Below are 12,224 nucleotides of genomic sequence, written 5' to 3' on the forward strand. Positions count from 1 at the left end.
GGAAGGGTTGGCCCATTCGTGTTTCACGTGAAACATACGCCGCCGGTGCGACGGCTCAGCCGATTCACTCGGCGATGAACTCCTCGAGGTCGCGAACGATCGCGGCCTTCGGCTTCGCGCCCACGATGGTCTTGGCGACCTCGCCACTCTGGTAGACGTTCAGAGTCGGGATGGACATGACGCCGTACTTGGCGGCCGTACCCGGGTTCTCGTCGATGTTCAGCTTGACGATCTCGATCTTGTCGCCGTACTCGGAGGCGATCGCCTCGAGGGACGGAGCGATCTGGCGGCACGGACCGCACCAGGCGGCCCAGAAGTCCACCAGAACAGGCTTGTCGTTCTTGAGGACGTCCTGCTCGAAGGAGTCGTCGGTCACATTCTTCAGGGTGCCGGCCACGGCGGGCTCCTTAACTGGTTGGTGCGTGGGGCGGGTAGGGGGAGGTCAGACAGAGGTCTTCTCGGGCTCGGGCTGCTCTTCGTCCGCCAGGGCGGCGAGGTAGCGCTCGGCGTCGAGAGCTGCGGAGCAGCCGGTCCCGGCCGCGGTGATCGCCTGGCGGTAGGTGTGGTCGACGACGTCACCGGCAGCGAACACACCGGTCAGGTTCGTGTGCGTCGACGGTGCCTGTACCTTCAGGTACCCCTCTTCGTCGAGGTCGAGCTGCCCCTTGAAGAGTTCGGTGCGCGGGTCGTGGCCGATGGCGATGAACAGTCCGGTGACCGGCAGGTCCGAGAGCTCACCGGTCTTGAGGTTGCGCAGCTTCAGACCCGAGAGCTTCGGGTCGCCCTGGATCTCGGCGACCTCGCTGTCCCAGACGAAGGAGATCTTCGGGTCGGCGAAGGCACGCTCCTGCATCGCCTTGGAAGCGCGCAGGGTGTCACGACGGTGGACGATGGTCACGGACTTGGCGAACCGCGAGAGGAAAGTAGCCTCCTCCATCGCGGTGTCACCGCCACCGATCACGGCGATGTCCTGGTCCTTGAAGAAGAACCCGTCACAGGTGGCGCACCAGGACACGCCGCGCCCGGAGAGGGCGTCCTCGTTCGGCAGGCCGAGCTTGCGGTGCTGCGAGCCAGTGGTGACGATCACGGCCTTCGCCCGGTGCACCGTGCCTGCCGTGTCCGTGACGGTCTTGATCTCACCGCTCAGATCGACGGCCACGATGTCGTCCGGAACGAGTTCGGCTCCGAAGCGCTCCGACTGGGCGCGCATGTTGTCCATGAGCTCGGGGCCCATGATGCCGTCCTGGAAGCCCGGGAAGTTTTCGACGTCGGTGGTGTTCATGAGCGCACCACCAGCGGTGACGGCGCCCTCGAACACCAGGGGCTTCAGCGACGCGCGCGCGGTGTAGAGCGCCGCCGTGTAGCCGGCGGGCCCGGAGCCGATGATGATCACGTTACGGACGTCGCTCACGGCTTGATTCCTCGTCTCTGGACTGCGTCGTTCGACCGGTGGGAGCGTCTCTAGGACCTCTCACCCCACCCAACGGATCCTAAGGGGCGCGCATTCCCACTGTGTCCGGGCACACGGAGATGCGGCACCAAGCAGTGACCCTTGGGGGCCGAGGCGAGCGCTCGCTCAGGCGGACGGGTAGGTGCGCTCGAGGAGCACCTCGCCGGTGGCAGTGGACGCCGCGTGATCCACACACGTCGCGTCGACGATGTAGGCGGTGACCCGAGTGGCGTCGGAGGCGTCGGGAAGCAGCACGAGCATGGCCTTCTTCCCTTGGTAGACCCCGTTCTCGGTGGCCAGCGCCGGATCGTCGCGCCCGATGCCGTCCCGGACGCAGCCGGGCACCACGGGTTCCTTGGCGAGCTTGGGCTGATTGGTGCCGGGGGCTGTCGCAGCGCCGAAGGGGGTGCGGGAGCCGCCGCCCTTGGTCTTGTCCTGGTCCAGGAGGTCGGTGACCTGCTTCTGCAGCTTTCCCTCGGAGAAGGTGTCCGCGGCAGTGGTCTTCGAGGGCTTGTTGTCGCCGAGGGAGGACAGCAACACGGAACCCAGCCCCAGGGCGGCCACCGTGAAGACGGTCCCCAGCACGGCCACCCTGCGGCGTCCCATGCGTGTGCGGCCTTTGCGGCCCGGACCGGTGGTGGAGGAACGCGGGCGGCCGAAGGGCCGGTCGGCGGGCTTCGATGTTTCACGTGAAACATGCGCATCGCTGTCGTCTCCGGAGGGGAGACCGGCAGCGCCGGAAGGGGGAGCACTCGTCGGCGCCGGGCTTTCCGCAGACTCCGGACCGTTGGCGTGCAGCAGGGCCTCGGCGGCGAGAGCCGCATCGATGCGGCCCGCGACATCCGCGGGCATGCGGGGCGGGCCAGGCAGCGTGCCGAGCAGCCCACGGATCTCCTCCAGGGAGGCGTACACGTCCGCGCAGAGTTCGCAGGCGTCGAGGTGCCCACGCAGATCGGTGGTCCGGGCCGGTGGGAGGAGCCCCTCGGCGAGGTCGGAGATCTCCGCGACGTCCGGGTGCCCGGCCATGTCTGTCGTCGACGTCACGCTCGTCCACCTCCGCCCTTCACCGCAGCTGAGTCGGTCGGTCCTGTGTCCGGGGGTCCTGCTTGGCGCGGCCCCGCTGCGGGTGGGACGGCTGCCCCCTGCGTCCGGTTCCGTTCCCCGCCGGGGTTCTTGTTCTCACCGCCGTTGTCCGGCCGCAGGTGGGTGAGCAGCGGCAGAAGTCTGGCCCTTCCGCGCGCGCATCTGCTTTTCACCGTGCCGGTGGGCACATCGAGAATCCGAGCCGCCTCAGCGACCGGGTAGCCCTGCATGTCCACCAGGACGAGCGCGGCCCGCTGGTCGGTCGGCAGGGCCCCCAGGGCTTCGATGAGCTGCCGGTGGAGATCGTTGCGCTCGGCGGGGGCGGAAGCCGATTCGTGCGGCTCCAGCAGCTGCTCCAGGCGCTCGGTGTCGTCCACGGGGGAGGTCTTCCGGGAGGCTGCTTTGCGGGCGCGGTCCAGGCAGGCGTTCACCGTGATCCTGTGCAGCCAGGTCGTGACGGCCGACTGGCCCCGGAAGGTGTGGGCGGCCCGGTAGGCGGACACGAGGGCGTCCTGCACGGCGTCGGCGGCCTCTTCGCGGTCGCCGAGCGTCCGCAGGGCGACGGCCCAGAGCCGGTCGCGGTGCCGCCGCACGATCTCACCGAAGGCATCGGGGTCGCCTTCGACGTGGCGTGCGAGGAGATCCTGATCACTGGCACCGCTGTGCTCGGTGCGGTCTGCCATAGGACCCCCTCCCTCGGTCGGCTCTCAGCCCGTGAACTTCACTTCGGTGATGGCCTGCTTGTATCCCGTACGGCTGAAGTTGGCCGAGTCGTCACCCGAGTACGGCAGGGCAGTGAGCCAGACGAGCACGTACCGGCTTTTCACCGGCCTGTCGACGCTCACCTTGAGGGATGTGCCGCTTGTCGTCGCGGTGCCGAGCTTCCGCATGGAGCTCAGAGGCGTCGACGAACCGAGGGAATCCGTCGCGTACAGCTCGGCCGTGGTGTGGTCGTTGCCGTACCGCAGTGACAGAGTCGCGGCCGAGACCTTCTGCTCGGATCCGAGGTCGTAGACGATGCCGACACCCGGCTTTATCACCATCTTCGGACCGTCCAGGTAGCTGCTGGTCCGCCAGGCCGTGGAGGTGTTGCCGTCGTAGGTCTTCCCCACGTCTGCGGGGTGCTGGGCGTCACCCTTGGCGACGTACTCCTCGGCGCCCTTGATGGGGATCGGCCTCGACGGCGCTGCGTTCTTGTTCTTGTCGCCGCTCTCGTGGTCTTGCGTCTTGGTGGGCTCGTCGTTCTTGCCGCTCTGGTCCATCAGAGCGTCGGCCAGCTGCCAGCTACCGAGGCCCAGCGCGGCGATCAGGAGTGCGGAGACGGCCCATTTCAGGGCCTTGCCCGTGCGGCTCTGGAGCGGGGGCGGCGGAGTCGGGACCGGCTGGGCGACGCCGGGACGCGCGCTCTGACGGCCGTAGGTGCCCTGCTGGTACGTCGTGCGCTGGTACTCGGGCGGGGCGGTGAATGCCGGCTCCGGCGGGCGGATGCGGGGCATCTCGCCGATCGCCTTCACCAGCTCCTCCGGTGTGGTGCACGGCGACTCGTGCCGGGACGCGGTGGCGCCGTCGTTGACGAGCGCGCGCATGGAGAGCTCGGACAGACCGCGGTGCACCCCGGCCCGGACCTGGTCGGGCGCGATCAGGCCGATGTCCTTCGGCAGGCCCGACAGACCGTAGGCGTCGCTCTCGTACGGCCAGCGCTGGGTGAGCGCCGCGTACAGCAGGGCGCCGATGGCCTCGGTGTCCGTGCGCTGCGGGGTGTCGGACGAGACGCCGCGCAGGGCGGCGTTGACCGCGAGGCCGCGGATGCGCCACTGGCCGGTCGAGGCGCGCAACACGGCGTTGGGGTTCAGCCGCAGATGGGCGAGACCCTCACGGTGGGCGGCCGCCATGGCGGAGGCGACCTGGCTGACCATCTGGTAGGCGTCGTAGGGCTCCAGGGGACCGGAGGCCAGGAGTGTGGTCAGTTCCGTCGCGTCGGGGAGCCACTCGTGGACGACGTAGACGACGTCGTTCTCCTCCACCGCGTCCAGTACCTGGACGAAACGCGGGTCGCCGAGGAGGGCGGAGGAGCGGGCGGCCGCCAGGACGGAGCGGGCCCGTGAATGGTCGGCGGGCAGGATGTGCACGCCGACGGCGCGGCGGAGCTTCTCGTCCACGGCACGCCAGCTGCTGAAACCGTCCAGCCGGGTCACGCACTCCTCGAGGCGGTACCGTCTGGCGAGCTTGTGACCACTGTGCAGTTCGGGAGGCGAGGTCGTTCCGGCACCGTCGGTCCTGGTGCTCTCCTGTACCTCGTCGCTGTCCGTGTCCCGCTCCCGGTTCTTGGCCACCCCGTCGGCCGTGGACTGGTCCGCCTGTGCGGTCAGCGACGCCTCGTCGCTGTTGTCTGCCACGTCGACGGCAGCCGTACTCCGTTCCGCCACCGTCGTTCCTGCCTCCCCATCCCATTACGCGCCGGCCGGCGTCCCATGCGCGCCGCTCGACGCCGAAACCAATTGTGCCCACAGTCCGCCGCTATGCACGACACGCGGTGGCTGACGATGGTTGTGCGCCTACCCCCCGCCTCAGCGTCCCAGGCGTCCGCGGACCATGCCCACGAGGGAGTTGAGCTCCTCGATGCGCATGCGGCGGGCGGCGACGAAGAAGATCCCGAGCAGCACGGCGCCGCCTGCCAGGACCGCGACGAGGGAGCCGGCGGGGCCTTGGCCGAGCGAGTGGCCGATGCCGTAGCAGGCAGCGCCGCTGAGCAGGGCGGCCGGCACGGACGCGATGCACAGCCGGGCGTAAGTCCGCAGGACCCGGGCGCCGTCGAGGTCCCCGCCGAGGCGCTTGCGCAGCCGTCGCCAGGCGACGCCGACGCCGATCGCGTAGGCCAGGCCGTACGAGGCGGCCATGCCGACCACGGCCCAGCGGGACGGGATGACGAAGAAGCAGATCGCCGAGGCGCCGGCGTTGACCGCGGCCACGATGACCGTGTTGTAGAAGGGAGTGCGGGTGTCCTCGTAGGCGTAGAAGGCACGCAGGACCACGTACTGCACGGAGTACGGGATCAGGCCGAGGCCGAACGCCATCAGCATGAAGCCCATGTTGGTGGCTTCGCTGGTGCCCGAGGAGCCGAACATCAGGGTGCACATCGGGATGCCGAGGGAGAGGAAGCCGAACGCGATCGGCACGATCGCGACCGCTGTGGTGCGCAGGCCCTGGGAGATGTCGTCGCGGACGGCTCCCGCGTCGCCCTCGGCCGCGGAGCGCGACAGACGAGGCAGCAGGGCGGCCATGAGGGAGACCGTGATGATGGCCTGCGGCAGGCCCCAGATCAGCTGGGCGTTGGCGTAGGCGGAGAAACCGGTGCCGTCGACCGGCGAGGCCTTGCCCGCCGCGGTGGACAGCTGGATGACGATCATGGCGCCGGCCTGGTTCGCGAGGACGAACAGCACCGTCCACTTGGCGAGTGTGACGGCCTTGCCGAGGCCCTGGCCCTTCCAGTCGAAGCGCAGCCGCAGCCGGAAGCCGGTCTCGCGCAGGTAGGGGATCATCGCGAGCGCCTGGACCACGAGGCCGAGCAGGACGCCGATGCCGAGCAGGCGCTGGCCCTCCGGCGGGATGCTCGCGGCCTTCATCCCGGACTCGGCAGCGGTGCCGTAGACGTAGATGAACATGCCCAGCGTCACGATGATGACGATGTTGTTCAGGACGGGGGTCCACATCATCGCGCCGAACTTGCCGCGGGCGTTGAGGATCTGGCCCATCACCACATGGATGCCCATGAAGAAGATCGTGGGCAGGAAGTACTGGGCGAAGGTGACGGCGACCCGGTTCGCCGCCGGGTCGCTGGCGACCGGGTCGGACAGCACGCGGATCAGGAGCGGCGCGCCGATGACGGACAGAGCCGTGAGTGAGCCCAGCGTCACGACGACCAGGGTGAGCAGGCGGTTGGCGTACGCTTCGCCGCCGTCGTCGTCCTCCTTCATGGCACGCACGAGCTGCGGCACGAAGACGGAGTTGAGACCACCGCCGACGGTGAGGATGTAGATCATCGTCGGCAGCTGGTAGGCGACCTGGAAGGTGTCGCCGAGGAGGCCGACGCCCAGTGCCGACACGATCAGCGCGGAGCGGATGAAACCCGTGAGGCGGGAGACCATCGTGCCCGCGGCCATCACGGCGCTGGACTTCATCAGGCCGGCCGCGCGGCCGCTCTTCTTGGGAGCGGGCGAGGCGTCGGGCTCAGAGTCGTCCTGTCCCTCGCCCACGAAGGGCGGGACCGCCACGGTCTGGTCGGCGGCCGCGTACGGGCTGTGCGGTGCGTAGGGGCTCTGTGCCGTGTGCCCCGGGGCCGGGGACGGGCCGGGGACCGACGGCGACTCGTAGGACGGGTGACCGCTGCTCTGCTGCTGGTCCCGGAAGAGATGGGCGAACGCGTCCGGTTCCTGGCGCGGCTCGCCCGCCTGGGAGACGAGGTCGTCCACGCCCACGAACTGGGTGGTGCGGGGGTCGTCGCCGTACGGCAGATGCCGCGTCGGGCCCTCCGGCTCCGGGGCGGGCGTCTGCGCCCACACCTGCGGGTCGGGTGCGTACGGCGACTGCGCGGGTGGCCCGTACAGCTTCTGCTGAGGCTGGTACGTGCCGGGAGGGGGCGGCGGGTGCGCGGCGCGGTCGTAGAGCGCCTCGCCGGCCGGGTCCTGTGCGCGGTAGGGGTCCTGGCCGTAGGGGTCCTGGCCGTAGGCGTCCTGGAGGTAGATGTCCGTGGGCGGCTGCGGCGGCACCTGGCCGTGCTCGGGCGGTGAGCCCTCGGGCCCGCCCCCATCGGGGTGGCCCGGGCTGCCCGCGGCACGGCCGCGGTCACCGTCGTACGGCGCGTTCATGGTTACCCCACCTCATCGTCCCGGGCCCACCGGCCACGATCTCTCAACGGTCCACTCTCTCACCCGTGCCGGACGGGTCGGCGCTTTCCGCTGCGGTGTCCGGGGCCGGGTCACTCGGCTGCTCGGGTGCGTCCGCCCGCGAACCGGCGCCGGGCTCCTCCTCGAGACGTGTGCCGGAGGCCTCCGGGTTCCGTGAAGCGTCGTCCCTGCTCTGCGGCTCGTCGGCCTCGTCGTCCGCCTCCGCGGCCCCGTCCTCCGCGGCCTCGTCCTCGGCGGCTTCACGTGCGGCGGCGCGCTTGCGATGGGTGTACATCCGGAAGCCCGCGAGGACCAGGAGCAGGACACCACCGCCGATGACCAGCATCACGGTGGGCGTGACCTCGGTGACCCGCACGTCGAAGGTGACCGGGGCGCCGTACTTCTGGCCGTCCTCCGTGTACAGCTGGGCGACGACTTCCGCCCGGCCGTTGGCGTTGGCCGACGTGGTGAACTTCACCGACTGGGCGTGGCCGCCGTTGACGGTGACGCGCTGCTCCTCGTAGGCGTCCCCGTCGATCTTGAGTCGCGTGGGGTTCTTCGACGTGAGCCGTAGCTTCAGGTGCTCGACACCCTGGACCAGGTTGTTCTGGACGGTCACGGGGATCGTGGCGCTGCGGCCGGAGAGCTTGGTCTCCGACTTCTGGATCAGCTTGACCCCGTCGATGAGTCCGTTGAGGTACGTCTCGATGCCGTCGCGGTATTCGACCGCGGCGACGCCCCGGCCGCGCCACGACGTGGACATCTCGCGGTTCATGGCCCGCCCGAAGGGCGTCACCACCCGGGCCTGGCGGGTGAGGATCACCTGGAACTTGTCGAGCTTGGCCTGCGTCTCGGCGATCTGCTCGAAGGCGGCCTTCGGCAGCTCCTGCTTGCGCAGCGAGGAGGGGTACGCGGACGCCGACGGCACCTTGGTGTTGGCGGACGGGTCCGGCTTGGCCTTGGCAGCGGCCGTGAGGTCCTGCGGCTCGGACCAGTTCCCGACCTGGAGGGCTCCCACCGCCTCGGCCATGGCCTGTGCCTGGCTCACGGACGGCATGCGCTGGGGGGCGACGACCACGCTGCGCTCTTTGCCGGTCTGCAGGCCGAGCGTCAGGCTCTGGGCCAGGAAACGCTGCACGGCGAGGGTGGAGGCGGAGGCCCTGGTCAGATCGCCCTGGAACGCCGTTGACATCCGGGAGTCCGCGACGACGGCCGTGGTGCCGCCGCCGATCGGCCGGGCAGCCGAGGGCGTGTACGGCAGGTTGTCCTGGAGGCTGTCGCTGCGGGTGATCACCTTGTCGGCGCCCGCGGACGTGGCGACCTTCACGATCGAGGGGTCGATGGCGCCGTCCACCGGCCACGCGAAGTCCGTGGACGGTTTCACGTGGAGGATCGTGCCGACCGTGTCGTCGGCGACGTCGGTGGCCTCTTTGAGGTGGTTCAGCGAGCCGGTGACGTTCGTGCCGTTGTGGGCGAGGGAGGCCAGGTCCGGGTCGCCGAACGGCAGGGCGGCGATCTCTTCGCCCGTCACCGCCTGCTGGAGCTCGGCCAGCCAGTGCTTGGCGAGCTCCTGGTTCTTTCCGGCAGTGGTGGTGCCGTCCGCGCCGCGGACCTGGTAGCTCCGCGTCATCGCGTCGACGGACGCCAGCAGGTCCGGGTCGATCACCCAGGTGACGTCGAGGCCCTTGCCCAGCGACACCATCTGGTCGAGGCGGCCGCCCGGGGCGATCTCCTCGGCGAGTTTGTCGTCGCGGAAGACCGGGGTCTGCTGTTCGTTCGACCCCGTCTCGGCCGCCATGTGGGAGTCGGAGACGAGGGGCCACAGGAACGTGGTCTTCGTCCTGGTGCCGGCCTCTTCCGGCTGCCACGGCAGGAAGGTGCGCTGGACGCCCAGAACCTGGTCCCAGGGCTCTGCCGCGGTCTCGCCGGAGAGCGCGACGGCCAGCTGGTACACGCCGTCCCGGCCGAGATCCAGCTTGTCGGCCGGCACGGAGATGCTGAAGGGCTGGGCGACGCCGGGGGTGAGCGCCGCGTACTTCTCGGTGTACTTGCCGCCGACCTTCTTGCCGGAGGGCCCCTGGAGGTCGTCGCTCTTCCTGGCCAGGGTGTCGATCGCCGAACGAGTACCGAGCGGGGGCCCTACCTGCAGGTCGACGTGGGCGCCGGTCACCGTCTGCTTGCCGTTGTTGGTGACCGTGCCCGACACGGTCACCGTGTCGCCTTCGGACGGGGCACCGGGGCTGAGCGAATCGACCGCGACCGACACCGAGCCGGTGCCGGCGGCAGCCTGCGAGGACTCCTGCCCGGCCGCCTCCGCCGTCGTCGCGGCGGGCAACTGGAGGAGTCCGGCCAGCAGCGGCGCGCCCGCGAGCAGTGCCCCGGTGCGCCGCAGCCAGCGGCGGGCAGGTGAGGCACTGGTCCCCTGGAAGTCTGCCGCCTCGGCCACGCGCTCGTCCGTCCCTAGTCGTCGTCAGTGGTCGTCGGAATGTGCGTCCACGCATGGTAACGATGCCCGCTGAGGGGAAGTGCCGCGGTCCGCTCCACAAGATCGCGGACAGGCCCCGCACTGTCCGGTATGGCGCTCTATAGGAGAGGACGCTTCTTTGCATACCAAAAGTTCTGCTTGTGCGCGTAAAGCGGATGGATTCCCCCTGCCTGCGCACGTGTAATAGGAGGAGCTCACGGGGGCCCGGGCCACGTACCCTCTTCTGTTGTGCCGAACGCCAACGAAGAAACGTCCAGTGCCCTGAGCCAGGTGCAGCATCGCGCGGTGAGTGAACTGCTGCGGGTCGCCCCTGTCGCCGACGACCTCGCCCGTCGCTTCCAGGAGGCCGGGTTCTCACTTGCCCTGGTCGGCGGGTCGGTACGGGACGCGCTGCTGGGCCGGCTCGGCAACGACCTGGATTTCACGACCGATGCGCGCCCGGAGGACGTCCTGAAGATCGTCCGCCCCTGGGCGGACGCCGTGTGGGAGGTCGGGATCGCCTTCGGCACGGTGGGTGCGCACAAGGGCGGCTACCAGATCGAGGTGACCACCTACCGCTCCGAGGCCTACGACCGCACCTCGCGCAAGCCCGAGGTGTCGTACGGGGACTCCATCGAGGAGGACCTCGTCCGCCGCGACTTCACGGTGAACGCGATGGCGGTGGCGCTGCCTGAGAAGGAGTTCGTCGATCCGCACGGCGGGCTCGAGGATCTCGCGGCGCGGGTGCTGCGCACTCCGGGGACCCCGGAGGAGTCGTTCTCGGACGACCCGCTGCGGATGATGAGGGCCGCGCGCTTCGCGGCTCAGCTCGACTTCGAGGTCGCCCCCGAGGTCGTCACGGCGATGACGGAGATGGCCGGGCGCATCGAGATCGTCTCGGCCGAGCGGGTGCGGGACGAACTGAACAAGCTGATCCTCTCCCAGCGGCCGCGCAAGGGCCTGACACTGCTCGTGGAGACGGGCCTGGCCGAGCGCGTGGTGCCGGAACTGCCGGCGCTGCGCCTGGAGCGTGACGAGCACCACCGTCACAAGGACGTCTACGACCACTCGCTGATCGTCCTGGAGCAGGCGATGGCGCTGGAGGAGGACGGTCCCGACCTGACCCTCCGCCTGGCCGCCCTGCTGCACGACATCGGCAAGCCGCGCACGCGCCGCTTCGAGAAGGACGGCCGGGTCTCGTTCCATCACCACGAGGTGGTCGGGGCGAAGATGACCAAGAAGCGCATGACGGCTCTGAAGTACTCCAACGAGCTGGTGAAGGACGTCTCACGTCTGGTCGAACTGCACCTGCGCTTCCACGGCTACGGCACCGGCGAATGGACGGACTCGGCGGTCCGTCGCTACGTCCGTGACGCCGGCCCGCTCCTCGACCGTCTCCACAAACTGACCCGCTCGGACTGCACGACCCGCAACAAGCGCAAGGCGGCGGCCCTGTCGCGTGCCTACGACGGGCTGGAGGAGCGGATCGCCAAGCTGCAGGAGCAGGAGGAGCTGGACTCGATCCGTCCGGACCTCGACGGCAACCAGATCATGGAGATCCTCGGGGTGGGTCCCGGCCCGGTCATCGGCCGTGCGTACCAGCACATGCTGGAGCTGCGCCTGGAGCACGGGCCGATGGAGCCCGACGCCGCGGTCGCCGCGCTCAAGGAGTGGTGGGTCGGCCAGGAGGGCTGAAGCTGCGGCAGGGGTCATGTTTCACGTGAAACATGACCCCTGTCTTCTCAAGGCAGGCGGCTCGCTGGAAACGGACCGAGGGGCGGTGTTTCACGTGAAACACCGCCCCTCGTCGTCTCTGCTTACTTCTTGTAGTCCTTCAGGCAGAGCAGGAAGTCCTTGCCGTCACCACTCTCGGTGTACGTGTACTGGAAGTCCTTGGCTTCGGCCTCGCACTTGCTGGAAGCCAGGGTGTCCGTGAGGAACGATCCCTCGATCTTGGCCAGCACCTTGTACTGGGCCTTCGCGTCGTCGCACTTGACGACTTCGAGGTCCGGGTTGTTGTCGCTGCTGCTGCCGCGGTGCATGCAGTCGCCGACGGCCGCCGTGTTGGCGTCGTCCCGGCTCGTGACGTAGCCGACGATGGCTATGACGGCCACGGCGATGACGACGACGATGTTCTTGATCGTCTTGAAGCTGAGCTTGCGGCCGGACGGCTGCGGGGGAACCGGAGCGTACGGAGCCGCGCCCTGGGGCGGGAAGCCGGGCTGACCGGGCTGCTGCGGGTAACCGCCCTGGGGCGGGAACGGAGCCTGGGGTGCAGCCGTGGGCTGGTTCTGTGCGAACGGATTGCCCTGGGGCGGCGGAGTAGTCACTGGGGGTCCCCCTA

General features: G+C 69.5%; 9 protein-coding genes. 1 reads left to right on the forward strand and 8 read right to left on the reverse strand.

Going from position 1 to position 12,224, the window contains the following annotated elements:
* Positions 1–64: 64 nt before the first annotated feature.
* From trxA to ACFCXS_RS26075, 7 genes are all read right to left on the reverse strand, one after another.
* Positions 65–397, reverse strand: a complete 333-nt coding sequence (trxA, locus tag ACFCXS_RS26045) for a thioredoxin (protein ID WP_376645742.1) — start codon at positions 395–397, stop codon at positions 65–67.
* 45 nt (positions 398–442) lie between these two features.
* A complete protein-coding gene (gene trxB / locus ACFCXS_RS26050; protein WP_376645743.1) occupies positions 443–1,411 on the reverse strand; it encodes a thioredoxin-disulfide reductase in 969 nt (322 codons plus the stop codon).
* Between the two features lie 165 nt (positions 1,412–1,576).
* On the reverse strand, positions 1,577–2,494 hold the full coding sequence (locus tag ACFCXS_RS26055) for an anti-sigma factor family protein (RefSeq protein WP_376645744.1): 918 nt from the start codon (positions 2,492–2,494) through the stop codon (positions 1,577–1,579).
* Positions 2,491–3,216 (reverse strand): RNA polymerase sigma factor SigM, encoded by a 726-nt coding sequence (gene sigM / locus ACFCXS_RS26060; protein WP_376645745.1) that lies wholly within the window; start codon positions 3,214–3,216, stop codon positions 2,491–2,493. The genes ACFCXS_RS26055 and sigM overlap by 4 nt, the downstream gene beginning before the upstream one ends.
* A 24-nt stretch (positions 3,217–3,240) precedes the next feature.
* Positions 3,241–4,959 carry a protein kinase family protein gene (locus ACFCXS_RS26065; protein WP_376645746.1) on the reverse strand — a complete coding sequence of 573 codons (1,719 nt, stop codon included), beginning with the start codon at positions 4,957–4,959 and terminating at the stop codon, positions 3,241–3,243.
* A 141-nt stretch (positions 4,960–5,100) separates the two neighbouring features.
* On the reverse strand, positions 5,101–7,398 hold the full coding sequence (murJ, locus tag ACFCXS_RS26070; RefSeq protein ID WP_376645747.1) for a murein biosynthesis integral membrane protein MurJ: 2,298 nt from the start codon (positions 7,396–7,398) through the stop codon (positions 5,101–5,103).
* Positions 7,399–7,441: 43 nt separating this feature from the next.
* Positions 7,442–9,862, reverse strand: coding sequence for a DUF6049 family protein (locus tag ACFCXS_RS26075; protein WP_376645748.1), 2,421 nt, complete (start codon positions 9,860–9,862; stop codon positions 7,442–7,444).
* 267 nt (positions 9,863–10,129) lie between these two features.
* Here ACFCXS_RS26075 and ACFCXS_RS26080 point away from each other — a divergent pair, with 267 nt between their 5' ends.
* Positions 10,130–11,575 carry a CCA tRNA nucleotidyltransferase gene (locus tag ACFCXS_RS26080; protein ID WP_376645749.1) on the forward strand — a complete coding sequence of 482 codons (1,446 nt, stop codon included), beginning with the start codon at positions 10,130–10,132 and terminating at the stop codon, positions 11,573–11,575.
* 122 nt (positions 11,576–11,697) lie between these two features.
* Here ACFCXS_RS26080 and ACFCXS_RS26085 read toward each other — a convergent pair whose 3' ends face one another.
* Positions 11,698–12,210 (reverse strand): hypothetical protein, encoded by a 513-nt coding sequence (locus tag ACFCXS_RS26085; protein WP_376645750.1) that lies wholly within the window; start codon positions 12,208–12,210, stop codon positions 11,698–11,700.
* Positions 12,211–12,224 lie beyond the last annotated feature (14 nt).

This window comes from Streptomyces sp. NPDC056373 (assembly GCF_042262425.1).
Taxonomy (GTDB): Bacteria; Actinomycetota; Actinomycetes; order Streptomycetales; family Streptomycetaceae; genus Streptomyces.

Coding starts and splice junctions, on each gene's coding strand:
- sigM (WP_376645745.1), bottom strand. CDS start 3,216: ATGGCAGACCGCACCGAGCACAGCGGTGCCAGTGATCAGGATCTCCTC.
- murJ (WP_376645747.1), bottom strand. CDS start 7,398: ATGAACGCGCCGTACGACGGTGACCGCGGCCGTGCCGCGGGCAGCCCG.